Below are 25,951 nucleotides of genomic sequence, written 5' to 3'. Positions count from 1 at the left end.
GTAACACTTTTCTGGCATTCTACATCATTCATAAAATAATATGTAATTATAATTACTGGTGTTACTGGTAATTTGGATATAAAAAATAAGATTTGATCTATAAAAGAAGCAGTGCATTATTTGTAGAAGCACAAAAAGTGATTCCGGGAGGAGTAAATTCACCAGTTAGAGCGTTTAAAGCGGTAGGAGGTGACCCCATATTTGTCAAAGAAGCCAAAGGAGCTTATTTATATGATGAAGATGGTAACCGTTTGATAGATTATATTAATTCATGGGGGCCAATGATTTTGGGACATGCGCATGCTCCTGTGGTAGATGCTGTGATCGATAAAACCAAAAAAGGTACAAGTTTTGGAATGCCAACAGAGATAGAAACAGAGATTGCTTCTCTGGCGGTTAGTATGGTGCCCAATATCGATAAAATAAGATTTGTAAACTCGGGAACAGAGGCATGCATGAGTGCAGTTCGTTTGGCAAGAGGATATACAGGAAAAGATAAAATTATAAAGTTTGCCGGTTGCTACCATGGCCACAGTGATTCATTTTTGATTCAGGCAGGTAGTGGTGCGGTTACCTTTGGGAGTCCCAATAGTCCGGGAGTAACAAAAGGAACAGCCCAGGATACCTTATTAGCTACCTATAATGATCTTGACAATGTAGCTAGTATTATCGATTCTAATAAAGGAGAGATTGCATGTATTATTATAGAGCCTGTAGCAGGAAATATGGGATGTATATCCCCTGCAAAAGGGTTTTTAGAAGGACTTAGATCTTTATGTGATGCTCATGATATCTTACTGATTTTTGATGAGGTAATGACCGGTTTTAGACTAGCAAAAGGAGGCGCACAAGAACTTTTAGGGGTGAATGCCGATATTGTTACCTTCGGTAAGGTAATAGGAGGTGGTTTGCCAGTAGGTGCGTTTGCGGCGCGTTCAGAAATTATGAATCATTTAGCGCCTTTAGGGCCTGTATATCAGGCAGGAACATTAAGTGGTAATCCTTTGGCAATGGCAGCGGGATTAGCTATGCTTACCGAATTGAATGAAAAGCAAGAGATTTTTAAAAGTCTGGCCGATAAAACCGAATATCTACATAAAGGAATAGCCCGAGTATTAACAGAAGAAAATATTACCCATACGATTAATAGAGTAGGGTCTATGATTTCGGTACATTTTAGTGCAGATCCTGTAATCGATTTTGCATCGGCAGCAACAGGAAACAATGACACGTTTAAGAAATTCTTTCACGGGATGTTAGAAAACGGAATCTATATTGCCCCAAGTGCGTTCGAAACCTGGTTTATCACAGAAGCACTTACCTATGCAGATTTAGATGAAACTATTGAAGCTGTGCAAAAGGTAGCTAAAACATTGTGATATTTGATATTGCTTATGTTTTATTGTTGGTAATAATTAATAAAATTTGATAAATGGAAAATACCTGGATCATTGTTGCGTCACTTTTTTTAATAATTATTTTTCTTTATTGGAAAATTTCTAAAGATTATTTCAAAAATGAGGTTTTTAGTGAAGGAACTTGGAAAAATTGGGGAACGAAATTATTTTATTGGCAAGGTGCTATTTTCGTTAGTGGTTTAGTTACAGCACTAATAGTTTTTCTTTTAAAATGGACGAGTATCTTAAATTTTTGAAACTTAAAGGTAAGCATAAAAAGAATTATTGGTGTTGATAAATTGGATTTGATTCATTTTTGGTGTAATTTTACACCAAAAATGAAATTATGGCTAGACAAAGTATTTCGTTCACAAAGCCAAATGATGAATGGTTAAAGGCTCAAGTGGACAATAACGAATATTCAAGCAAAAGTGAATTGATAAATGATTTGATTCGACAAGCTCGAAAACAACAAGTCCAAGTTGATTGGATTCGTGCTAAATTGGAGAAAGCTGAAAATAATGGATTTACGAATGACAGTAAAGAGGAGATTTTAGCTCAATCAAAGTCTTTATTGAATGATTAAGTACCGATTAAGTAACGGAGCCAAAAATGACTTAATTAGAATTCATCATTATGGAGTTAAAAAATTTGGAATGACTCAAGCAGACAAATATTTTAATTCATTTTTTGAATATTTCGATAGTATTGCCCTAAGACCTTTTTCTTTCGAATCTGTAGATTATATAAAAAAAGGATATAGACGTTGTGTCTGTGGAGTTGATACTATTTATTTTAGAGTAAATGAAAACATATTAGAAATAATGTCGATTGTAGGACGACAGGATTTAGATGCAATTTTATGAAAGACTATTACCAACAATTTGTTCATTTACCCCTTTTGAAAAACAAATTCACACTACAAGTGGCATTTTATTAATTTCAGAATGATGCTAGAAGAGTTAAAAACAAATGTAAAGTGGTGGGAATCTAAACGTTGGATTTTCAATGTCGCGGTTGGATTGTTTGGACTGTTTGGTATTTATGATTTTCTTAGTACGATTGATTATGAATGGACCACCGAAGATACAATTGGAGTTGTAGTTTGGGGATTCGGTGCCAATGTTTTCTATTCATTAGGGTCGTTAATGGAACTTTTTGACTGGTATTATTTTAAGAATAAAATGAAAATTACCAAGGGTCTTAGGTACTTACTTTTTATTGGCGGGGTATTGTTTAGTTGTTTTTGGACACTTTGGAATGTCGTGATATATTATAAATGGAGTTATTATTAAAAATTAATTCTACAACAAAGTAGTGATAAAATATTACGAAATATTGTTGTGCTAGATAACTAAAATAAAAAATTGGAAAAATTAAACGAACTACCTGATTATTATATTTTAAAACGCATCTTAGCAGGTCTTATTGATTATGTACTTTACTTTTCATTGCTCTATGTTTCATGTGTTTTATTTGGAGAAAAATTACCAGAAGGAGGATATACTGGCAACTATCTCTTGTTCTCCATTTTCGGACTTTGGATATCGATTATGGTGGTAACCGAAACACTTTTTCAAAGCACCATAGGTAACTTTGTTGTTGGACTAAAAGCAGTTCATAAAACTGGTGAAAAAATGAATTTTTGGCAACCATTACTAAGACATTGTTTTGACCTAATAGATATGTGGCCATTGGGACTAGTGGGTATTCTGACCATTAAATTCACTAAGGATAGCCAACGTTTAGGAGATATTATTGCAGAAACGATCGTTGTTGAACGAAATAAAAATTAAAAACTTCCTTTGTAATAACCTTTAACAGTGAACAAGTGAACGGTTCGGTTAAGTTTAAGCACCAAGCCATTCTCCTAATTCGATGATGTCACCGTTTGGAAATACCACATCGTACTGATCCATTTCTGCTTCTCGTTTCTGTATATAAGGATATTTTTGCAAGTATTCTGCACCTCCATAATCGGTGTAGTCTTCTCGTATTGGCAAAATAGCGATGTCATTTAAATCCTTTTGTGTTTTGGCATATCTCACTGCCCATTTACACTCTTTTGAGGTAATCCCATTTTCGGTAGCTAGAAAAATAAATTTTTTATGCTCTTTTATTTTATTCTCAATTTGTTGCCGAGACTGACTTGTGTTAATCGTGGTAATGTCTTCTGGATTGCTTTGATCCAGCCAGTAGTCGGCATAAATCAGTACCCCAAAACTTTTTAAAAAATTAACGGCACTATCTAGTTCTTCTAATTCACCTTGTTTGTGAGCAATAAAAACCGAAGTTTTTAGAAATTTGGTCTCTTCTTGAAAGAGTACAAGGCTTTCTGTAACGGGTTTGCTATAGATTCTTGCAGCATTTCTATACTGCAGTAACCCATATTTAGGAAGTATGTTCATTTGTGTGTAATGTGTTATAATACAGTGTTATAACGTAAATTACAAAAGATTTGTTGTATTACAAAATGTTAAATATATTTCCAGAAAATAAAGAAATGGTTGATATTGTTTACCAGCCTCCGCTAGCACCACCGCCACCGAAACCGCCGCCGCCAAATCCACCACCGAAACCACCGCCGCCAAATCCACCGCTACTAGAACCACCACCAAATCCGCCACGCCCCATATTACTAAGGATGATAACATCTAGTAAACTTCCAGCTCCAGATCGATGACCTCCGTTTCCACGTCCGTTGTTTCTGCCATTATTTCGAGATAAGGATTTAACAATAATGATAAACAGGATCACCAAAAATATAATTTGGCCTATGGGCATGCCTTTAGAGTTTTGTTTGCGTGATCCTTTAAAGGTGCCATTAAGCACTTGTATAATCGCTGTAGTGCCTTTGTCTAGGCCTGTATAAAAATCTCCCCTTTTAAATTGTGGAGTAATAATCTGGTCAATAATGGTTTTTGAAGTAAAATCGGTCAGTTTTTCTTCTACACCATACCCTGTGGCAATCGATATTTTACGATCGTTTTTTGCAACCAAAATAAAGACTCCATTATCTTCCTTTTTTTGTCCAATACCCCATTCATGTGCCCATTCTGCTGCATACAACGTAATGTTTTCGCCTTCTAAAGAGTTAATAGTGGCTACTACAATTTGTGTAGAGGTCGTATCTGCATATCGAATCAATTTTTGTTCGAGACGTTTTGCTTGCGAATCAGAAAGCATTGATGCTTCGTCGTATACTGCAGTTTGTTTAGTTGGTTTTTTAGGGATTGTACGCTGCGCATATAAGGTGTTTGTGGAAGCAAAAAACAACCCAAAAATTATAAATAGGGGTACGATAAGAGGTTTTAGATGCTTCATTTATCCTTTAGAGATTTCGTCGCTAAGTTCATTGGTGTCGTTATGATTCCAAGGAAAAAAGTGCTGTAATTGTTTTCCAGTAAGTAGAACACCATCAATTAATCCTTGTGTAAAATTACCTTCCTTAAAATGCGTTAAGATTACATCTTTGGTTGCTTCCCAAAAATGAGCATCAACAGCTTGGTCAATTCCTTTATCACCATAAATTGCAAATCGACGATCGTTTACGGCCACATAGATTAGTACGCCATTACGTTGCATAGTGTTGTCCATTTTTAGCATATGAAACACCTCTGCTGCTCTTTCTAAAATATCCTTTTCGGTATGTTTTTCTAGATGAACCCTAATTTCTCCAGAGGTTGTTTTTTCTGCACGGCGTATGGCTGCAACTATTTGCTGTTCTTCATCTGCTGTTAGGAAATCTTCAACTTGTGATTGCCCCATCATTAAAAATTAAAATCTACGTCAGGTGCTTTTTCTGTTCCTTCTTCTGCTTCGAATCTTGTCATTTCATCAAAACTGCCAAAAAGACCCAGAACAATGTTGTTAGGAAATTTCTTGATAAACTTATTAAATTCTCCTACAGCCGTATTGTACCTGTTTCGCTCTACATTAATTCTATTTTCGGTTCCTTCAAGTTGCGTTTGTAGATTTAAAAAGTTTTGATTGGCTTTTAGGTCTGGATATCGTTCTACAGTAACTAATAATCGGGATAGGGCAGAGCTTAATCCACTCTGTGCTTGCTGAAATTGAGCCATTTGAGCGGGTGTAATGTTGCTAGGGTCTATATTTACCGAGGTTGCTTTAGAACGAGCTTCAATTACTTCCTTAAGTGTGGTGCGTTCAAAATCTGCAGCTCCTTGTACCGTTTTTACCAGATTTCCGATAAGATCACTACGTCTTTGGTAGGCACTTTCTACATTAGACCATGCAGTTTTGGCATCTTCCTGGAGCGTGATTGCTGTGTTATAACTTCCTGCAAATACCGAATATAAGATACCTGCAATTACTATAATAACTATGATTGGGATTAAAAGTTTTTTCATGATTTGGTGATATGGTATGGTTAATTTAAAGCTGTTCTTTAATTTTTAATAATTGCCCCTTGATCGCTTCCAGTTTTCTGATAATATCAAAGCTGTCTAAAGTGGCTTGTTTTTGTTCTTTGAGGTGTGTTTTTGCGCCTTCTAGTGTAAACCCTCGTTCTTTTACCAAATAATATATTAATTCGAGGTTTTTAATATCCTCTGGAGTAAATTTTCGATTTCCTTTTGCATTTTTTTTGGGTTTAATGATGTCGAATTCTTTTTCCCAAAAACGAATCAACGAAGCGTTTACATTAAATGCTTCGGCTACCTCGCCAATGCTGTAATACATTTTTTTTGGTAAGTTTACATACATACTTATTTTTTTTGTTGAATAAAACTTCCGTCATCATCAAAAATAAGTTTACTCTCAGGAAAATCTTGCGCTGTTAATTGCTTGATTTCCTTTAAAGCTCCTTTGTTGTCATCTATAAAGGGGTATACTTCGTCAATTTGTTTGGCAGAATGAAGTTTGCCCTTTATGAAATTACCAGTAAGGTCAATCTCTATTTCTGCAATGGGTGCATATCCCTTAATCCCATTTAGATTAAATCTGGAATATGTACAAAAATTACCTAAACTATAGGCAATGAACTTATTTTTGTATACTTCAAAAGCTCTTGAAACATGAGGGCCATGACCTAAAATAATATCGGCACCAGCATCGATCATGGTATGTGCAAAACGATATACATCTCCTCGGTCTTCGCCATAAAAACGTTCGGTTTTTCTAGGTACATGTGTGTGTTCATGACCTTCTGCTCCTCCGTGAAAAGATACTATTACAATATCTACTTTTTGTTTCAGCTCGGTTACAATCTTTTTTGCATTCGATAAGTTATGAATTTTTAAGCAATCTTTATTAGGAGCAAAAGCACAAAAACCATATTTAATTCCGTTTCTTTCAAAAGTATCAAAGGGTTTGGCAAATACCCCGGCATAAGCGATATTGTGTTTTTCTAATGTTTTAGAGGTGTTTTCAATTCCTATTTTTCCAAAATCCCCAATATGGTTATTGGCAATACTCATTACATCAAAACCAGCCGCAGCAAGGTAGTCTCCGTAACGTTCTGGAGATCTAAACGAATAGCATTTTGATGGGTCAGAGCATCTTTTTGCATTCTCTCCTGTATCTGTTAGTGTGCCTTCTAGATTTCCAAAAAGGATATCAGCTTTTAGTAAGACTTCTTGGATATCGTCAAAAGGTCCTTTTCCTTCAGGAGGTAGATAACTGTCTTTTGGGAAATTGGTGCCCATCATGATATCACCAACGGCCATTATTTTTATAAATTTAGGTGCAGCAAGTTTTTCTTTGGTAGTTACCGCAAGGGTATACATAGAATCGAGTACTTCTTTTGAATATTTTTGAGCCTGGATAGAAGAACAAAAACTAACAAAAAGAATAAAAAGAAGTAATTTTCGCATTGATATTTAATCTAAGGTTTCGTTTACAAGGTTAGAAGCTTTAAGCATTTCGTTAAACTCTTCAGAGGTTAAACTTCCATAATAAAAATTACGGGGGTTGATACGTTCATTGTCTTTAAAAATTTCGTAATGCAAATGAGGAGCAACCGATCGCCCTGTACTCCCTACATATCCTATAACATCTCCACGCTTTACTTTATCACCTTTCTTTACCTTATAATTACTTAAATGTGCATAAAGGCTTACATAATTAAAACCGTGGTCTATTCGAATATGTTTTCCGTAACCAGAAGAATTAGCATCGGCTCTGGTAACTACTCCATTACCGGATGCATAAATAGGTGTACCGGTAGCAGCAGAAAAATCCATTCCATAATGAAATTTTCTAGCCTTGGTAAATGGATCACTTCTCCAGCCATAACCAGAGGCCATACGTTTTAAATCAGTATTTTTGATCGGTTGTATCGCAGGTATCGTTGCCAATAACTCTTCCTTTTGTTCTGCTAATTTGGCAATCTCATCCAGAGATTTGGATTGAACGACAATTTGTTTCGTCAATTTATCAATACGCTTACTACTTTCTATAATAATATCAGAGTTGTTAAAACCTTCTAAATTTTTATATCGGTTTACTCCTCCAAAACCTGCTTTTCTTAGTTCTTCAGGAATTGGATTTGCGCCAAAATACAGCCTGTAGATATTATCGTCTCTTTCTGCAATTTCTTTTAAGATGTTTTCGTCGCGTTTCAGTCGTTGATTCATTAAGTCAAACTGAAGCTGCATATTCTCGAGTTCTCTTTTATAAGCCTTTTCTTTTGGAGTCTCTAATTGTGGTATATTAAGATAGATAAGTAATAATAAAAATCCTGCCAATAAAGAGCTAACAACTGCCAAAGCGGCAATACCAAATTTACGCCCTTTCTTTTGCTCTATTCTTCGGTAAGAAAGAGTCTCGCTATCATAGTAATATTTAACCTTTGACATAATCTAAAATATGCTATTTTTGCAGGATATTATATAAGTAATGTCTTAATTAATAAGTAAGACATCGCAACAAATATAACAAAATGTTATAAGTCGAGAAAAAACTGACAGGAATCAGTTGCTCGTTCTCATGAATTCTGGAGTTATATAGTTGAATTCTATTATCTTGTCGGTTTTTTATAAATGATAAAAAAACTAGCAGTTTACAGAGTTAAAAATAATTAAGAGGCCTTTTTTATTTAGAAGCCTTAGAAAATAATGAATACTATAATCTATTAAAATATAAACACGTGAAATCCCAGGAAATAAGAAATCAGTTTTTAGAGTTTTTTAAATCAAAAGAACATGGTATCGTACCTTCTGCCCCTATGGTAATAAAGGATGATCCTACTTTGATGTTTACCAATGCCGGGATGAACCAATTTAAAGAGTTTTTTTTAGGAAATGGTGTTCCTAAAAATAATAGATTAACCGATACCCAGAAATGTTTAAGAGTAAGTGGTAAGCATAATGACCTGGAAGAAGTAGGAATGGATACGTATCACCATACTATGTTTGAAATGTTGGGGAACTGGAGTTTTGGTGATTATTTTAAAAAAGAAGCTATACAGTGGGCATGGGAGCTGCTTACAGAAGTTTACGGTATTGATAAAGATATCTTGTATGTTTCTGTTTTTGAAGGAGCGAAAGATGATGGTTTAGAAATGGATCAAGAGGCATATGATTTATGGACAGAGATTGTTCCCGAGGATCGAATTATTATGGGTAATAAAAATGATAATTTCTGGGAGATGGGAGATCAGGGGCCCTGTGGGCCTTGTTCAGAAATACATGTGGATATTCGTTCTGAGGAGGAGAAAGCCAAAATCCCTGGTCGTGATTTGGTAAATGCAGATCATCCACAGGTTGTAGAGATCTGGAACCTTGTTTTTATGCAGTTTAATAGAAAAGCAGATAGTTCCTTAGAAAAATTACCGGCACAACATGTAGACACGGGTATGGGATTTGAACGCTTGTGTATGGTGTTACAAGGAGTAAAATCGAACTATGATACCGATGTGTTTACGCCTTTAATTAGAGAAATTGAGACCATTACCAACTCAAAATATGATAAAAATAGCTCACCCACTGAGGAAAATGGAAAAGTGAGTGTAGCGATTAGAGTAATAGCAGATCATGTAAGGGCTGTTGCTTTTTCGATAGCAGATGGTCAGTTGCCAAGTAATACAGGTGCAGGATATGTAATTAGAAGAATCTTACGTAGAGCAATTCGATATGGTTTTACATTTTTAAATACCAAAGAACCCTTTATTTACAAACTGGTAGAAACCTTAAGTAAGCAAATGGGAACTGCTTTTCTCGAACTTAAAACACAAAAGAACCTAATTGTGAATGTTATCAAAGAAGAAGAACATTCTTTCTTAAAAACATTGGATCAGGGATTAGTATTATTAGAAAATGTGATAAAAAACACCAAAGGTGATGTGATTTCTGGCGAGAAAGCTTTTGAGTTATATGATACCTATGGATTCCCTATAGATTTAACGGCTTTAATTTTAAATGAACAAGGGTATAAACTGGATGAAGCTGGTTTTGATAAGGAATTGCAAAAACAAAAAGATAGATCTAGAGCAGCCTCTCAGGTATCTGCAGGAGATTGGGAAATACTTCCTAACGAAATCACCGAAGGCTTTATAGGATATGATCAACTTACTGCCGAAGTAAAAGTGGTACGTTATAGAAAGGTAAATAGTAAAAAAGAAGGAGAACTGTATCAGTTAGTCTTTAATAGAACACCTTTTTACCCCGAAGGAGGAGGACAAGTAGGAGATAAAGGGTATCTCGAAGTTTCTAATGGAGATGTTGTGTATATTATCGATACTAAAAAAGAGAATAACTTAATTATTCACTTGACCAAAAACCTACCTAAGCATATTGATGAAACATTAAAAGCTGTGGTAGATAGTAAGCAGCGATCCAGATCGGCATCGAATCATTCTGCAACACATTTGTTACATCAGGCATTACGCACGATTTTAGGGACACATGTAGAACAAAAAGGATCAATGGTTCATAGCGGTTACTTACGTTTTGATTTTTCTCATTTTGCTAAGGTTTCTAAAGAAGAACTTAGACAAGTCGAGAATTTTGTAAACGCAAGAATAAGAGAACAGTTACCTTTAGAAGAACAACGTAATATTACATATGATCAAGCTATTGCCGAAGGAGCTATTGCTTTGTTTGGTGAAAAATATGGAGATAAAGTACGAGCTATTCGATTTGGAGAGTCTATGGAACTTTGTGGAGGTACACATGTACAAAACACTAGTGACATATGGCATTTTAAAATTACCTCGGAAAGCGCAATTGCAGCCGGTGTTCGACGAATAGAAGCAATAACTTGTGATGCGGCAAAAGAATATTTTACCTCACAATCAGAGTCGTATAATGAAGTAAAAGCTGTGTTAAAAAATGTAAAAGAGCCGGTAAAAGCTATAGTTTCGTTACAAGAAGAGAATACGAATCTTAAGAAACAAATAGAGGTATTGCTTAAGGATAAAGCAAAAAACCTGAAAGGAGATCTTAAATCAGAGTTTACAGAAATAAACGGAGTTAACTTCTTGGCAAAAAAAGTAGATCTGGATGCTCAAGGTATAAAAGATTTATCTTTCGAATTAGGAGGGGAGTTGCAAAATGTAATGATATTATTTGGGTCTGATCAAAATGAAAAAGCGTTGTTGTCATGTTATATTTCTAAGAATCTGGTAGAAGAGAAAAAGATAAATGCAGGGCAAATTGTGCGCGAGCTAGGTAAATATATCCAAGGAGGTGGCGGTGGACAACCATTTTTTGCTACGGCAGGAGGAAAGAAACCAGAAGGAATCGAAGAAGCATTAGATAATGCAAAAGCATATTTAAATTAAAATGACCTGTAAAGTTTCTGTATTTTTTCTAAAGAATAATGAAGAATAAACAATGAATCTGCAAACCAAAATACCATTACAGCCAAAAGAGCCTCAGATAGATTATACATCGGGGATTTTGTCATTGGGTTCTTGTTTTGCAGAAAATATTGGAGAAAAACTGTCACAATATAAATTTAGAAATGATATCAATCCTTTTGGGATTTTATTTCACCCAAAAGCGATAGAGACGTTTTTGTGGATGGCGACACAAGACGAAAAATATACAGAAACAGATCTGTTTTTTATGAATGAACGATGGCATTGTTTTGATGCACATTCTTCATTAAGTAGTACAGATAAGAATACGTTACGAAACCATTTAAACAAAAAATTGGCTGTTACCAAAGCTAAAATTCAGACTTCTTCTCACGTGATTATCACGTTGGGAACAGCATGGGTTTATCGATTAAAAGCATTGGATATGATTGTAGCCAATTGTCATAAAATACCACAAAAAGAGTTTCAGAAAGAGCTTTTGTCTGTTAATGAAGTGGTGCAATGTCTTCAGAATTGTATTCATTTGGTGCGAGCAATTAACCCTTCTGTACAGTTTATATTTACGGTATCTCCGGTGAGACATAGTAAAGATGGCTTTGTAGAGAATACACGAAGTAAATCTCACTTATTTACTGCAATACATCATGTGATAGATAAAATAAAAGGAGCATCCTATTTTCCGGCTTATGAAATAATGATGGATGAGCTTAGGGATTATCGTTTCTATAATGAGGATATGATTCATCCCAGTAAACTTGCAATACAGTATATTTGGGAGTGTTTTATAGAAGTATGGATTTCTAAAGAAGCAACACAGATTATGAATAAAGTCGAGGAAATTGTTAAAGGAATTTCTCATAAACCCTTTAATCCGCAAAGTGTAGCGTACCAGAAGTTTCTTAAGAAGTTAGAATTAAAAAAAGAACAACTCACCAGAGAGCATCCACATATGAGCTGGGATCAATAATAATTTTAATAAAATAAGGTAGCCTAAAAATAGCTACCTTATTTTTTACAAGTTTATTTTTATGGTGTTCATTAATAAACACTAATTGTTTGGTATAAATAATGGCGATAAAGTAACCGTAGCGTTTCCTCTGGCTCCTCTGTGATTGGTATACGTTTTGTTTTTCTCGATAGTATAAAAAGAATCGACATAATCATCATTGTTGATGTACCACTCATCTGGCATAGCCTGTAAAATAGCACCAGCAATTTGACCTAGTGTATTTACCCATGATTGTCCTGTAACGGTTCCTACAATTTGAAAAATTCCGTCAATAATAATTTTTACTAATTCTTTAAAATTGTAATTATCATCTTTTTCAAACAATTGTATATTGGCAGCTTGATATTTGTAATCCTCCCAAAAAAGCATAATTTGATTTGGATAGTAAGTGGTGCCTTCATGATCAAGGTAATACATTGGGATAATCTTTACTTCTGCTTCATTGTTATTGTTTTTTATGCCAGAAGTAATAGCGTAGATCTCTGCTGCACCACTAATCCAAGGTTCTTCATCATTGTCTAATTTTATTCGATCCAGTTTTGTTGTTTCCAACCCACTATTAGATTTTGAAGAAGGACTTAAGTCCATTTGAGAAGATAAGAAACGGCTATTTTGTAGCCCATTAATTTGTAGTTGGTGATTCATATAATCGACTTCTGCCTTTAAAGCTTCAAAACCTTTGGTTTCGATAATAATTACAGGTACATCGGGTGTTTTTTTGCTATCTAGATAAACAACTTCTCCATCAAGATTGAAAGCTTCAATTTTTGACCATGATTTCTCGTCTCCTTCTGGGGCAAATGATACCAATAACTTTGTATAATCGACAGTTCTGTTATTAGGTTTTTGCATCCATAGTTCAGGAATTTCCATTCGCACTGGGATTTTACAGGATTTAAGCCGATTATCTACTTCGTTTACTATCTTTTTTAAAGACTTGTATGAGTTATGGCCAGATACTTGATTATTTTTTTCTAATAAATAAGATAATTTAATGCCAGGAGTATGGTTTGAAGATAATTCTTTGATAATATTGGTTTTAAACTCTTTGTCGGCAAGTAAATTAATTAGATTTGAGGCGATTTCCTTTTTGTTTAAACCAGTATCGTTATTGATTTCTTTGATCTCGATATTAGAAGATTCTTCGGGGTCGCAATTAATGAAAAATACAGATAGAAAAGTTAGGCTAATGAGTAGTAGTGATTTTTTCATAATTAAGTATTATAGGTTAGATTAGTTTAGTACTTAAAATTAGAAAAAATGTCAGTTATTTAACTGGTTAATAGTGATTTAAACTCTCAAAAAGTCTGAGGTAATACCATAAATAATGTGGCTGTTTTTTTTTGCTTTTAACGATTTTATTATGCATGCATATAAACACTATTATGTTTAAAGTATATGATTTTCATTTAATTGTGTTTTTTTTGAAATGGTTGAACGCGATTTTTTATAAAAAGTACTTTTTCTAACCGTCAAAAAGAAATTCTTGACACTTACTATTTTTTGTATTCAACTATATCATATAGTAGTTATCTACGCATGGGTTTTAGAATTTCTCAAAATATCAAGTCCACCTGTTATTAAGTGTTCAATTTTTGGTCTTTTAGATTTTATGCTATTTAAATGCTCAAGAACCTGGGCGGCAAACTTTTCATCCCGATCATAAACTAACTCATATATCTCTAATGGTAGTAACCAGTCATCTGAGTGATGATTTTTGGTGAGCTCAAAAGCGGCTTCTAAGGAAAAAGATGTATTTTTTCCTTCTCGTATGTTTTTTACAGAATCGTAAAGTGTATGTAATTCCAGTTCTTTTTTAGAATATTCTTTTTTAATGGTGGTAGTAGAAGATTTATGCGTAATCAAATCAAAAGAATTATCGTCGGCAGGGCCTGAGAATGCAGAGACAATTTCTTTACCAATGGCTAAGTCAAACGCTCCCCATTCTGGTTTAAAAAGAAACTCACCTTCATAAGTAACAGAACATTTACTAAACTGAATCAAAATTAATTCTCCTTTAATATTTCTTGTTCCGGTAATAATATTTCCTGCTACCTTAATCCCACTTTCGAATTCGAATTCTATATGTTCTCCTTCATGAAAGTTATAGGCTTTCAAATCTCTTGGAGACATATTTTCTATAGCCAGATTACTACCTTTTAACTTACCTATCGGTGATCCAAATCCACTACTATGGGTATCAATACCGTGTCCTATTAATTCTTTTTCTCTAAACGAAAGAGCAGAGGGGCCTTCGGTTTTAAAATAGATTACTTCATTGTCTTTATTCTTAATCATTCTGGTAAATACACCAGAGATTTGAATACCTGTGTTTAATTCTATTGTGCCCAAGTTTTGAGATCCTATTAATTTTTCTAAGCCTCGATGCCCACCTTTCCTCAATGCCATGGTATCAGCAAATTCTTCGAGGACTTGGCACAAGTACGCAAAATCGGGTGTTACAAAAAGCTGTGGCTGAGGTTTTGTAATGTCAAAATCCTGAAAAGCAGCTTCTGGAGAATAAGGTAGTTTTGCTACATTATCAGTCATGCACCATTCGCTTTCTCCTATAGAAGATAATAAACCTGCACCATATATTTTAGGGTTCTCTACAGTTCCAATTAACCCGTACTCAACCGTCCACCAATGTAAATTTCTAATCAAAGCCATTTCAGATGGTGTTTCCTTTAGATTTTGCAATTCTTCGACCTTTTTCTCGGCAGCATCAATTGCTTCGGGACTTGTATTGTGTGCTTCTTTCAAAATAGATAATGAACGCACAGCTTCATACATATCATGATCTTTTTTAGAAGAAATAGCTTTGCATCCAATTTTTCCAAAACGTCTTAAGTATTCTGCATAATCTGGATTTGCAATGATAGGAGCATGACCTGCAGCTTCATGAATAATATCTGGTGCAGGAGTATACTCTATGTTTTCGAGTTGTCGTATGTCTGAAGCAATAACCAAAATGTTATAGGCCTGAAATTCCATAAAAGCATTTGGAGGAATAAAACCATCTACAGCAACCGCTGCCCATCCAATTTCTTTTAAAATTCGATTCATCCCATACATGTTTGGGATTTGATTTATAGATATTCCTGTTTGTTCAAGTCCTTTTATATAAGAGTTATGAGCTATTTTGTTAAGTGAAATAATGTTTTTTCGCATTACATAGCGCCATACGGCTTGATCCATAGCTGTATATTCCTCATAGTTTTGAGGCTTTATAAATTGCTTTAAATGACTTGGTAGTCTTTCAATCAAGGGGTTAGATGCTATAGCAGAATCCATTTTAGACAACTTTTAGTGAAAAAATATTATTAATGTAAAATTAAGTGGTTTATTTTGATTTATAAACGTTATATATATGTAATTTAACAGTTGATATAAATTTTAGATATGCGATCAAAGTTTTTGCTAATTGGATTCTTATTGGTTTATGTAACAAGTAATGCACAGATTACCAATGAAGGATATCCTAAAAGTTGGGAAATAAACAGTTCTAACAAAAAGAAGGTAATGCCTGAAATAATGAAGACTTTTGATTTGGAAGAGCTACAAAAGGAAGATGTGATTAATGATCTTAATAAATCGGGAGCATGGCGTTTTGGATATGAGTTAGAAGTAAATTTAGGATTGCAAAATTCTGGAGTTTGGGACAATTTACCTGATAGAGAAGGAAGGATATGGCGAATCAATATTGTTTCTAAAGGAGCACAAACATTAAATTTTGTTTTTGATTCATATGAGCTGCCAAAGGGAGCAACGATATATATTTATAATGAAGATCGATCAGAACTTTTAGGGGCCTATACAGATGTTTTTAACAATGCTAACGGGGTATTAGGTACCTGGATGGTAGCAGGAGAAAATGTATGGATCGAATATTTCGAACCTAGAGAAGTAATAGGTAAAGGCAAGTTGAATATAACCAAAGTAGTGCATGGATATCGCTCTGTACAGCACTCGAAGCTCGAAAAAGATTTGGGATCATCTCAAGACTGTAATTATGATGTAGCATGTGCACTTGGTGATGATATAGACCCAATCAAAGATAGATTAAAACATGCTGTTGTTAGAATAGTCCAAGGTGGCCGTTACTGTACAGGAACTTTGATTAATAATACAAGCAATGATGCTTCTTTATATGTACTAACGGCAAATCATTGCAATAATGCAGATGAGTCCACATGGGTTTTTAGATTTAATTGGATAAGCCCTACACCTTCGTGTGCATCTGAAACCAGTAGTGTAGATACTGAAGAAAAACAGACCACAAGTATAAGCACTTTGTTGGCTTCCAATGTAGCGTCTGATTTTAAATTGATAGAATTAGATGGAGGAGTAAGTGATTCCTGGGAACTCGAATGGGCAGGTTGGAACAACGGGATAGCCAATCCTGAATTTACTTTCGGAATTCATCATCCGAAAGGAGATATTATGAAAGCCTGTCGATCAAAAAAACTTCCCATACTACCTAGAAAATTTTTGGTTGGAGATATTCCTGACCCCATCGATTTATGGGTAGTACAGCAATGGGAATTGGGAGTGACAGAAAAAGGTTCTTCAGGCTCTGCTCTTTTTGATCCTAATGGTAGAATTATAGGAGCATTATCAGGAGGAGGAGCCGATTGTACAGGTTTGATCTATAATGGAAGCCCTGATTATTATGGTAGATTCGATACTTCATGGGGCTTTGGGAATACAGACAATTCGAGATTATCTAATTGGTTAGACCCTATAGATAGTGGGAGAGAAACATTGGATATGATTTCTATAGAGAAACCATCAGGAGTTCCACCGATCCCAAAGCAGAATGTGGATATATACTACCAATTGACCAATAATACTCTTAATATTGTTAATGACTCAAATAAAAGAATACGGTTTGCTGTTTACAATATGTTGGGACAACAGTTAGAATTAGGAATGTTATCCTCACGTAGTTCAAAAAAAATTTCCCTAATTACAGTATCTAATGGCATGTATTTTGTGCATATAACAAAAATGAATGACGGAAGTTCTTTTACAAAAAAAATAATGATCTCTAAATAGAAACGTTATAGTAGTATAAGAGGTTGCATCTCAGCATCGAAATGCGATCAGACTTTTTATTAACCCAAAATAATCTGATCTAAAATCTAGATTAATTTATCATCTAAGAAACGATAAATTAGAGTCTTTTAGTTTTTAAAAAGCATCTCTAGTTTTTAATAATTTAGGAGTAAAATTCTGTTAATGAATATGTTTTAAAATTATTTTTTGGTTAAAAAATTTTTAAATGGTAAATTAATAGTTTTATTTTGATAGTTGAAGTAATATTAAAAGATTGATTTTTACTAAAAAAAATATGGTTGCGAGAATTGGCTTGTTAGCATTTGCCCTTATAAGTATGACTATGGGGAATGCTCAGGTAAAAAGTGGGGATACTCCAAATAGTTGGAAAGGAAATACGCTTAGTAAAAGAAGTATAGCTCCGGTTGTTTTAAAGGAATTTGATTTAGTAAAACTTAAAGAAGAAGATGTAATTAACGATTTGGACAAATCAATCCCATGGCGATTTGGACATGAGTTAGAAGTAAATTATGGGTTGCAAAATTCTGGTGTTTGGGATGAATTACCAAATGGTAAAGGTAGGATTTGGCGAATTAATATTGTATCCAAAGGAGCAAGGACCTTAAATTTTATTTTTGATTCATATTACTTGCCTAAAGGGGCTACGCTTTATATATATAATGATGATAGATCTGATTTGCTGGGAGCCTATACAGATGTGTTTAATAATCCCGATGAAGCCTTAGGAACTTGGACTGTAGAAGGTGAAAGTATTTGGATGGAACTTTTCGAACCAAGTAAAGAAAGAGGAAAAGGAAAATTAAATATATCAAAAGTAGTACATGGATATCGTAGTATAACGGATGCCGAAATACGACAAAAGTTAGTAGGGTTTGGAGATTCAGGACCATGTAATTATGATGTAAATTGTGCTACAGGAAGTGATTTCGATCCTATAAAAGATAAACTTAAACATGCAGTTGCCAGAGTGATAACAGGAGGTAGTGTATGTTCGGGGACATTAGTAAATAATACCGCCAATGATGCATCCTTATATTTTCTCACTGCAAATCATTGTAGAGGAGCAGATGAATCTTTATGGGCTTTTCGATTTAATTGGATAAGTCGTGTTACTTCTTGTGGTACACTAGACGAAAGCGAAGATACCGAAGAGAATCAAACTACTAGTAGAGCAATATTATTGGCTTCTAATGTAGAAAGTGATTTTAAACTGCTAAAATTGGATGGCGGAGTAGACCCATCTTGGGATTTGGAATGGGCAGGTTGGGATCGAAGAGAAGTAGATCCATCATACACAATTGGTATTCATCATCCGGTAGGAGATATAATGAAGGTATGTAGATCAAACTCTGCTCTGGGTACCTATAGAGGCTTAATAGGTTCTGATATTCCCGACCCTATAAATTGTTGGGTAGTACAACAATGGGATTTTGGTGTTACAGAAGGTGGTTCTTCTGGTTCTGGGTTATTCGACCCATCGGGTAGAATAGTAGGACAGCTATCAGGAGGAGGAGCCCAGTGCGCAGGAATAGTAAATAATGGTGCTTCTGATTTTTATGGAAGATTTGATACATCATGGGATTTTGGTACTACAGATGATTCGAGACTCTCGAATTGGCTCGATCCACTTAATACAGGGCGAGAAACATTAGATATGCTATCTATAGAAAAACCAGACGGAACCCCATTACCTCCCAAAGATGAAGTTATTGTATTCTTTAAATCCTCTAATTCGACGCTTAACATTGTTAATGATTCTGATAAAACCCTAAGATTTATTATTTACGATATGTTGGGGCAGCAATTAAATGCTGGACAACTGTCAAAGGAAACACAAGAAATCGAGATGGGTAATGCTTCTAGCGGAATGTATTTTGTACATATCAAAAATGTAAACAGCAATGCTTCCTTTACCAAAAAGGTAATGGTGGGTAATACAATGTGATAGTTATTTCTTTTCCTTTTTACTTACTACTACTATCTCAATATTAAGATAGTCGCCAAACTACATATGAGTAATATTGCTTATTCGTTGTATTTATGTGCAAAAGATAACAACATGTGTAAAATCATATAAATGTAATCGTTACTAATATCTAATAAAGACTAACGTATCAATGAAAAATGCCCAACAATTCTTTTAGGGTTATTATTATCTAGATATTCTAGCGTAAACCAGTACTCTGAGGAAGGCATTTGTTTACCACTATAAAATCCATCCCAACCACTTTGATTAGGGATTAATTGTGTTAAAAGTTTTCCGTATCGATCAAAAATATAAAGCCTGGATTCTACTGTTAATAATGTATTTGTGGTGTCTGTTATATGCCAGGTATCGTGAAACCCATCTCCGTTAGGAGTGAAATACTCTGGGATAATAAGTTGATCATTAGGTGTGTTTGGGTTATTTGGATTATTAGGGTCATCCTCCTTATCAGGAGAAACCTCTATACTTGAGATACAACCATTACGTTTTATAAAAATAGTATGTGTTTCGGGTGTTACATTACCAAATCGAGTGCTATTTTGATAAACCCCATCAATATCATCTAGAGCATATTCGATGTTTCCTTCGGTATCTGCGGGAGTAACGACAATATCGTTTCCTTGAAACGCTGCACGATCATCAAAGGAATCAGGGTCTTGGTCAAAAATTATAGTTTCTGTCAATACAGATGTTATCATCTCTTTGGTATCGGGATTGGTTTGTGTTATAGTTGCTTGAATGGTGTAGTTACCTGCCATTGTAAAATCATAATTACCGAAAATATCTGTAGATGAAAAAAGTATGCTACTATTTGTATCTAAAATTTCCCAGGCAACGGTATCGACACTTAAACTTAAACCAAAACCCGTTGTTTCATCCAAACAAGCTTGATCAATAATTATCTCTGGTGTTTCTACACAACAACCACCCACCATAGAATATGCATTGATTCTAAGGCTACCGTCACCGGCGTTTGGTTTAACAAAAATAGGTTCATTAGAAAAGTGTTGTTTTACAGTTCTTAACAGAGCAAGCCAATCATATCGATAACTAATAGTCGTAGATGAAGAAGAAGGAGCTTTTCCTTTTAAAATATCAAAAGCATCTTCTAATGTAGTCATTATTTCTTGCTTTCTTGTAGTATTATTGGTATGAAAATGTTTGAACAAACCTCCTTTTCCTTGTATGGTAACCGTACCACCTTCTCCCATAAAAAAACGCTCTATGGTGTTCCAATCAATTTGATGATCCCAAAGAGGAATCGAAGTGTTGGTCGTTGCTTCTTGTGATCGAGCTACTATAGATTCTATGACTTCTGTTATATGTTTTCTGTAGAAACTATTTCCTTGAGGGAGTAAATCTCTGGCAGTAGGATTTGTATGTGTTGCTTCATAATTATCTTTATTCATAGTTTCTGCAATAGGATCTGCAGAAAATACACCTAGGTTATAAGTAACTGTCATTGCAGCCAATGTATAGTATCTATCCGCTGGGTTGTCAATTACTTTATGCCAACATAAATCTTTAGAATAACTAAACCAATTATAAATGTTGTAGAAATTTAGTGCCGATAAAAAGTAACCATTTATTGTGTTGGCCTTATCCAAATCTATTTCATCTACAGTATCAATAGGCAGAAACCCAACGTAATCATCCAAAAAGGCATCAGGGAAGATATTAGGAAATGCTATTGCCAAAGAAGCAGCATCAGGTGCATTGCTAAGTTGTGTTTGATATTCTGTAAAAAATAAGGGGTAAGTAATAGCTCTATCTATTGCTGTCCAGTTTTCTATCTCAAAGGGCCCATATGCTCGTTCTTGATTAGTTGTAGATGTAGGGGATACATGGATAGTGCCACTAAATGTTTCTTTGGCACCTACTCCCATCATCCATTGCATATCTGCATTCATATACTCTTGCCCCATTGCAAGGGTCATCCAATACATATAGTTCGTATTATTAGCAATAAACTCTGTATCTGTTAAATTTACACGAATGGGAAGCCCATTATATGGGAACATAATTTGTGTTTCTCCTAACCAGGTATCTATAAAGCCTGCAGAATATCTCCCCCCTCTATATCCAAGATCATCTATGTATCGATGATTAGAGTTATAAAAATCTGGAGTTGTGATCAAATCAGATAGTTGTTGTAGCGTGATAGCAGGCTCGTCTACAGGCTTTTCTGATATATTACATAATTCTCCTTGGGCACTAAGGTTATAAAAAGATAAAAATATGCCTATGGCATAGATAGTGAATCTAATCTGCATGTTGTAAGTTGATAAATTTAGTTAGGTAGTAAGAACGAACGATGAAGTATATTAGTATACAATGAAGATGGAATATGAAGAGTTTTTTGGAAGGAGAAATTTTATAAAATGAAATCAAAGCAACGAGAATTTCGATTTTTTTTAATTTTAAAAAGTTAAATAGTTAAGAAAAAGGGGAAAATACCCCATGTAAATTTTACAGATAAAGTTTATTTTTATTATGGCTTATACGTAATTACGAGTTAAATATGTGTTAAACATATTTTTTTAATGTCTGTTTATTAGGTGTTTAGGTTGTTTTTGTGGTTTTGAATATTATAATTTAAGATTATTTATTACTTGCAATTAGTACATTTATCAAACTCGTATATGACCAAAATTGTCTTACCAAAATTAATAGGCTAAATACGAGTATTCAAAACACATAACAGGCTATTGCTTTTGTTAGTGATTATTTAATTTTTTCAAGCAGAGAACATGTGGTTGGAATCGGCGAAGCCATGCTTTACAACGTAAAACTCATTTTTTTTAAGTCAAGAATCTCGATCAATGAAATATTGTTACTTATTGGTATTATTACCTGTGCTATCTTTTTCTCAAATTCAAATTACCGGAACCGTAAAAAATGATATCGACAAATCAATAATAGAGTTCGCAAATGTATTACTTATGAATTCGGAAGAGGAGTATGTTACAGGTGGAATCACTGATGAAAAAGGAAACTTTGAAATTGCAGTAGATAAAGGAAATTATATAATTCAAGTAAGTTTTTTGGGATATGCCGATTGGAGTAAGAATATTACAGTAGGAAAAGATATGGATTTGGGCATAATTTCATTGACAAGAAAAGAGGATGAATTAGAACAGGTTACTATTACCACCAAGAAAAAGATTTTTGAGAAAAAAGTAGATCGTTTGGTTTTCAACGTGGCAGAATCTCCTTCCTTAACAGGAGGAAATGCAATGGATGCTTTACAGATTGCCCCTAGAGTTAGAATAGAAGGAGATAAAATATCGATGATAGGAAAAGATAATATGAGAGTAATGATAGATGGTAAAATCCTTCAGATTACAGGAGATAACCTAAGTGCATATCTTAATTCTATTGCTACCGATGACATCAAGAAAATAGAGATCATTACGACGCCTCCTGCGATGTATAGCGCAGAGGGAAATAGTGGTTTGATTAATATCGTTTATAAAAAAGGAAGAAAGAATTCCTGGAACAGTACCGTAAGAGGAGTATATAGACAGTATACATTTCCAATGGGAGGGTTAGGGTTTAATTTTAACTATAATAAAAATAAATTATCGATAGCAAATAATTTGTCTTTTACGCATGGCTCTAAAGTAATAACAGATGCGAGTACTGTTTTTTATGAAAATCAAACATGGGCTAGTAATGCTCCCAGAAGAGTATTTTACAAGCCAGTATTAAGCGGTAAAATTTCTTTAGATTACCAATTGAGTAAGTCAGTATCTATAGGAACGCAATATCTAGGAGAGTACAATAAACTTAGAATAACAGAAAGAGATGATACAAGAATCATTAATACTGCCAGTCAAGCTATAGATTCGTTAGTGAAGACAACAGCAAATTCTTTAGACGAGTCACCATCACATTCGTTTAATACCTATGCAGAATTTAGACTGGATTCATTAAGCAAAACAATCAAACTCAATTTTGATTATTTTACCTATCAAAATGATAAAGAAAGGAATTATACATCAGGAAATTATACGGCGTCTAATAATTTATTAGCAGATAGTTTTAATGCAGGTCATAATTTTGGGAATCAAAAAATTCAAAATTATTCAGGAAAAATAGATGTGGTTTTACCCTTAAAAAAAGTAGATCTTAATTTTGGTAGTAGAGTCTCACTAACAAAAACAGATAATGATATTAGATTTTATAATTTAACTTCGGGCGTGGCTATTTTGGATTCGAATCAGAGCAACCAATTCGATTTTGAAGAAAATACCCAAGCGATCTATTTTTCGGCAAGTAAGAGTTTTGGAGAACAATGGGAAGCACAGGTTGGGTTGCGTTATGAGAATACACAAACGACAGGGATATCGGTACAATTAAATCAGAAAAATGAGAATGACTATGATAGAATATTTCCTACCGTATATGTCTCATATACCCCCAACGATAAAAATAATGTATCACTAAGTTATAGTAGTAGGATAAGAAGACCATCTTTCGAGTTTTTAAACCCGTTTAGAATTATAGAAAACCAATATATGTTTGTAGAAGGTAATCCTTTTTTAGAACCATCTTTTTCTGATAATGTAGAGTTGTCACATACCTATGCTGGTAAATGGGTAAATGGGGTGTATTACTCTAAAACAACTAATGGGTTTAGCCAGGTTTTACTGTCTGATCCGAATACAAACATTCAACAAATTATACCTCTTAATTACTATGATTCACATTCATATGGATTTATGGATTCTTATTCTTTTTCTCCATTTTCGTGGTGGGACAGCTATACATCTCTAGATGTGTTTTACTCTAATAGTTCTTCTCGTTTAGCTAATGTAGGTATTAATGAATGGGAATTGGGAGCATATTTTTCGACGAACAATACTTGGACACTGAATAAAAATAAGACAGTTTTTCTAAGCACAAACTTTGCATTGCTTTTCCCCACGTCAGGACAATTGTTTTCTACAAAACAGAATAATAGTTTGGATATCGCATTGAAGTTTTCGCTAATGGATAAAAAACTACAAATAGCTCTGTCCGGAAATGATGTTTTTAGTAGTTATAGACCTCAATACAAAGAGGTAACCAATGGCATAAATATAGAATACAATAACTACTATGATAATAGAAATTTTAGATTTTCTATGTCTTATAAATTTGGGAACTCTAAAATAAGAACCAAGAGAAGAAAATTTGGTAATCAAGCAGAGAAAAGAAGGGTGTCCAATTGATACTGCCAGTATAATAAACGTTTTTAAAATGAATGCCTCTCAAATATAGGGTTTAATACTGGTTACTTTTTTCTTATACAATAAATATTCAATTAGCACATAGTATAATTTACTATCAATAATAAATTACGATTTAATAAACACTAAGAACTGTTTCACAACATTTTTGATAGTTGTTGTTTAATTCAAACAGTCTATATCTATTCTTTTTCTATTAAGAACACTAATAGAGGAAAATCTTTTATATCTAATCATCCATGCTTTTTCATTTCTGATAATAAGAAACGGGAGTAGCAAACACACCGTGTACCCAAAATTTAAAAAATAGTACAGGTTTATTCGCCATTTCAGAATATAACCAAATCATATTCAGAATAATACTAAAGAGACTTGCAAGTGGGTCCTATTAAGAGTTTTATGACCATAAACTATAACTCAATTAGTAATCATTTTAACATTTTAAAAATGAAAAAAATCAAATTAAAAAAAGGGTTGGCCTTTAACAAAGAAGCCATTAGTAAACTAAATGATGATCAATTGTCACAGGTAAAAGGTGGTGGAATTTTTGGAGGAGGAAGCTCTAAAGGAGATTCTTGTTCTTGTTGCCATCACTCATGCAACACAAAAATTGCAGATGCAGGGAACCCATAATTTAATAATCTTAAACTCTTAAAATCATGAAAAAAATCAAATTAAAAAAAGGGCTAGCCTTTAACAAAGAGGCGATTAGCAAGCTAAATGATGATCAGTTATCTCTAGTAAAAGGAGGAGGAGCCCTTGGATTAGGAGGAGCTAGCTCTAAAGGGGATTCTTGTTCTTGTTGTCACCACTCATGCAATTCAAAAATTGCAGACGTAGGGAACGCATAAATTAATAATCTTAAACTCTTAAAATCATGAAAAAAATCAAATTAAATAAAGGATTGGCTTTTAATAAAGAAGCCATTAGCAAACTAAATGATGATCAACTATCACAAGTAAAAGGTGGTGGAATATTTGGAGGAGGAAGCTCTAAAGGAGATTCTTGCTCTTGTTGCCACCGCTCTTGTAATAGTAAGGTCTAAGAATAACCTTAGTTAATAATTTAGATCATTTAAAAATGAAAAAAATTCAATTAAAAAAAGGTTTAGACTTTAATAAAGAAGCCATTAGTAAATTAAACAAAGATCAACTGTCACATTTAAAGGGTGGAGGTGATCTTGGTACAAGTACTAGAGGTGATTCTTGCTCCTGTCTTCATCATACGTGTGGTGGAACCAGGATTACAGAGATTGGTCAAGCCTAATTACTAAATCTAAAATTTTTAAAAGATGAAAAAAATCAAGTTAAATAAAGGATTGGCTTTTAATAAAGAAGCCATTAGTAAATTAAATGATGATCAATTGTCACAAGTAAAAGGTGGTGGAATATTTGGAGGAGGAAGCTCTAGAGGAGATTCTTGTTCTTGTTGCCATCAATCTTGTAACAAGAAAATATGATAATT

At 34.0% G+C, this 25,951-nt stretch carries 26 protein-coding genes; 16 read left to right on the top strand and 10 right to left on the bottom strand.

From position 1 onward, the window contains the following. Positions 1-92: 92 nt before the first annotated feature. The 6 genes from hemL (at position 93) to ABW636_RS08650 (ending at position 3,193) form a co-directional block, all read left to right on the top strand. A complete protein-coding gene (gene hemL, locus ABW636_RS08675; RefSeq protein WP_367589579.1) occupies positions 93-1,379 on the top strand; it encodes a glutamate-1-semialdehyde 2,1-aminomutase in 1,287 nt (428 codons plus the stop codon). Positions 1,380-1,432: 53 nt separating this feature from the next. Next, on the top strand, positions 1,433-1,654 hold the full coding sequence (locus tag ABW636_RS08670) for a hypothetical protein (RefSeq protein WP_367589578.1): 222 nt from the start codon (positions 1,433-1,435) through the stop codon (positions 1,652-1,654). Positions 1,655-1,743: 89 nt separating this feature from the next. Next, positions 1,744-1,983: a ribbon-helix-helix domain-containing protein gene (locus tag ABW636_RS08665; protein ID WP_367589577.1), complete on the top strand. Its 240-nt coding sequence runs from the start codon at positions 1,744-1,746 to the stop codon at positions 1,981-1,983. After that, positions 1,976-2,263, top strand: a complete 288-nt coding sequence (locus ABW636_RS08660; protein ID WP_367589576.1) for a type II toxin-antitoxin system RelE/ParE family toxin — start codon at positions 1,976-1,978, stop codon at positions 2,261-2,263. The genes ABW636_RS08665 and ABW636_RS08660 overlap by 8 nt, the downstream gene beginning before the upstream one ends. Before the next feature lie 81 nt (positions 2,264-2,344). After that, positions 2,345-2,692, top strand: a complete 348-nt coding sequence (locus ABW636_RS08655) for a hypothetical protein (protein WP_367589575.1) — start codon at positions 2,345-2,347, stop codon at positions 2,690-2,692. Between the two features lie 72 nt (positions 2,693-2,764). After that, positions 2,765-3,193, top strand: coding sequence for an RDD family protein (locus ABW636_RS08650; RefSeq protein WP_367589574.1), 429 nt, complete (start codon positions 2,765-2,767; stop codon positions 3,191-3,193). A gap of 54 nt (positions 3,194-3,247) precedes the next feature. Here ABW636_RS08650 and ABW636_RS08645 read toward each other — a convergent pair whose 3' ends face one another. The 7 genes from ABW636_RS08645 to ABW636_RS08615 all read right to left on the bottom strand — a co-directional run bounded on the left by ABW636_RS08645 (position 3,248) and on the right by ABW636_RS08615 (position 8,215). Next, the gene (locus ABW636_RS08645) at positions 3,248-3,805 is read right to left on the bottom strand and encodes a hypothetical protein (RefSeq protein ID WP_367589573.1); all 558 of its coding nucleotides are present in this window, start codon (positions 3,803-3,805) and stop codon (positions 3,248-3,250) included. Between the two features lie 109 nt (positions 3,806-3,914). Then, positions 3,915-4,721: a TPM domain-containing protein gene (locus tag ABW636_RS08640; protein WP_367589572.1), complete on the bottom strand. Its 807-nt coding sequence runs from the start codon at positions 4,719-4,721 to the stop codon at positions 3,915-3,917. Further along, the gene (locus ABW636_RS08635; RefSeq protein ID WP_367589571.1) at positions 4,722-5,165 is read right to left on the bottom strand and encodes a TPM domain-containing protein; all 444 of its coding nucleotides are present in this window, start codon (positions 5,163-5,165) and stop codon (positions 4,722-4,724) included. 2 nt (positions 5,166-5,167) lie between these two features. Then, positions 5,168-5,767, bottom strand: coding sequence for a LemA family protein (locus tag ABW636_RS08630; RefSeq protein WP_367589570.1), 600 nt, complete (start codon positions 5,765-5,767; stop codon positions 5,168-5,170). A gap of 25 nt (positions 5,768-5,792) precedes the next feature. After that, complete coding sequence (locus tag ABW636_RS08625) at positions 5,793-6,122, bottom strand: MerR family transcriptional regulator (protein WP_367589569.1); 330 nt, start codon at positions 6,120-6,122, stop codon at positions 5,793-5,795. 2 nt (positions 6,123-6,124) lie between these two features. Then, on the bottom strand, positions 6,125-7,231 hold the full coding sequence (locus ABW636_RS08620) for a CapA family protein (RefSeq protein WP_367589568.1): 1,107 nt from the start codon (positions 7,229-7,231) through the stop codon (positions 6,125-6,127). Positions 7,232-7,237: 6 nt separating this feature from the next. Beyond that, positions 7,238-8,215, bottom strand: a complete 978-nt coding sequence (locus ABW636_RS08615) for a M23 family metallopeptidase (RefSeq protein WP_367589567.1) — start codon at positions 8,213-8,215, stop codon at positions 7,238-7,240. Positions 8,216-8,505: 290 nt separating this feature from the next. Between ABW636_RS08615 and alaS the strand changes: the two genes are divergently transcribed. Next, the gene (alaS, locus tag ABW636_RS08610) at positions 8,506-11,139 is read left to right on the top strand and encodes an alanine--tRNA ligase (protein WP_367589566.1); all 2,634 of its coding nucleotides are present in this window, start codon (positions 8,506-8,508) and stop codon (positions 11,137-11,139) included. A gap of 52 nt (positions 11,140-11,191) precedes the next feature. After that, positions 11,192-12,145 carry a GSCFA domain-containing protein gene (locus ABW636_RS08605; protein WP_367589565.1) on the top strand — a complete coding sequence of 318 codons (954 nt, stop codon included), beginning with the start codon at positions 11,192-11,194 and terminating at the stop codon, positions 12,143-12,145. A gap of 81 nt (positions 12,146-12,226) precedes the next feature. Here ABW636_RS08605 and ABW636_RS08600 read toward each other — a convergent pair whose 3' ends face one another. Together ABW636_RS08600 and ABW636_RS08595 are read right to left on the bottom strand one after the other, a co-directional pair. After that, complete coding sequence (locus ABW636_RS08600) at positions 12,227-13,399, bottom strand: DUF3103 family protein (RefSeq protein ID WP_367589564.1); 1,173 nt, start codon at positions 13,397-13,399, stop codon at positions 12,227-12,229. A 321-nt stretch (positions 13,400-13,720) separates the two neighbouring features. Then, complete coding sequence (locus ABW636_RS08595; protein ID WP_367589563.1) at positions 13,721-15,481, bottom strand: aromatic amino acid hydroxylase; 1,761 nt, start codon at positions 15,479-15,481, stop codon at positions 13,721-13,723. A gap of 108 nt (positions 15,482-15,589) precedes the next feature. Between ABW636_RS08595 and ABW636_RS08590 the strand changes: the two genes are divergently transcribed. Together ABW636_RS08590 and ABW636_RS08585 are read left to right on the top strand one after the other, a co-directional pair. Continuing rightward, a complete protein-coding gene (locus tag ABW636_RS08590) occupies positions 15,590-17,245 on the top strand; it encodes a T9SS type A sorting domain-containing protein (RefSeq protein ID WP_367589562.1) in 1,656 nt (551 codons plus the stop codon). 295 nt (positions 17,246-17,540) lie between these two features. Beyond that, on the top strand, positions 17,541-19,211 hold the full coding sequence (locus ABW636_RS08585) for a T9SS type A sorting domain-containing protein (RefSeq protein ID WP_367589561.1): 1,671 nt from the start codon (positions 17,541-17,543) through the stop codon (positions 19,209-19,211). A 161-nt stretch (positions 19,212-19,372) separates the two neighbouring features. Here ABW636_RS08585 and ABW636_RS08580 read toward each other — a convergent pair whose 3' ends face one another. Beyond that, positions 19,373-21,526, bottom strand: coding sequence for a T9SS type B sorting domain-containing protein (locus ABW636_RS08580; RefSeq protein ID WP_367589560.1), 2,154 nt, complete (start codon positions 21,524-21,526; stop codon positions 19,373-19,375). 549 nt (positions 21,527-22,075) lie between these two features. On the opposite strand from ABW636_RS08580, the gene ABW636_RS08575 reads away from it, so the two are divergent. The 6 genes from ABW636_RS08575 (at position 22,076) to ABW636_RS08550 (ending at position 25,946) form a co-directional block, all read left to right on the top strand. Beyond that, on the top strand, positions 22,076-24,469 hold the full coding sequence (locus ABW636_RS08575; RefSeq protein WP_367589559.1) for a TonB-dependent receptor domain-containing protein: 2,394 nt from the start codon (positions 22,076-22,078) through the stop codon (positions 24,467-24,469). 465 nt (positions 24,470-24,934) lie between these two features. Beyond that, positions 24,935-25,120 carry a class I lanthipeptide gene (locus ABW636_RS08570; protein WP_367589558.1) on the top strand — a complete coding sequence of 62 codons (186 nt, stop codon included), beginning with the start codon at positions 24,935-24,937 and terminating at the stop codon, positions 25,118-25,120. 26 nt (positions 25,121-25,146) lie between these two features. Further along, positions 25,147-25,338 carry a class I lanthipeptide gene (locus tag ABW636_RS08565; protein WP_367589557.1) on the top strand — a complete coding sequence of 64 codons (192 nt, stop codon included), beginning with the start codon at positions 25,147-25,149 and terminating at the stop codon, positions 25,336-25,338. Positions 25,339-25,364: 26 nt separating this feature from the next. Then, positions 25,365-25,532: a class I lanthipeptide gene (locus ABW636_RS08560; protein WP_367589556.1), complete on the top strand. Its 168-nt coding sequence runs from the start codon at positions 25,365-25,367 to the stop codon at positions 25,530-25,532. A 35-nt stretch (positions 25,533-25,567) separates the two neighbouring features. After that, positions 25,568-25,753: a class I lanthipeptide gene (locus ABW636_RS08555; protein WP_367589555.1), complete on the top strand. Its 186-nt coding sequence runs from the start codon at positions 25,568-25,570 to the stop codon at positions 25,751-25,753. 25 nt (positions 25,754-25,778) lie between these two features. Then, positions 25,779-25,946 carry a class I lanthipeptide gene (locus tag ABW636_RS08550; protein ID WP_367589554.1) on the top strand — a complete coding sequence of 56 codons (168 nt, stop codon included), beginning with the start codon at positions 25,779-25,781 and terminating at the stop codon, positions 25,944-25,946. The last annotated feature ends 5 nt before the right edge of the window (positions 25,947-25,951 follow it).

This window comes from Aquimarina discodermiae, assembly GCF_040786235.1.
In the GTDB taxonomy this organism is placed as follows: domain Bacteria; phylum Bacteroidota; class Bacteroidia; order Flavobacteriales; family Flavobacteriaceae; genus Aquimarina.
Note: the sequence above shows the minus strand (reverse complement) of the source record. Positions and strands in the feature narration are given on the sequence as shown.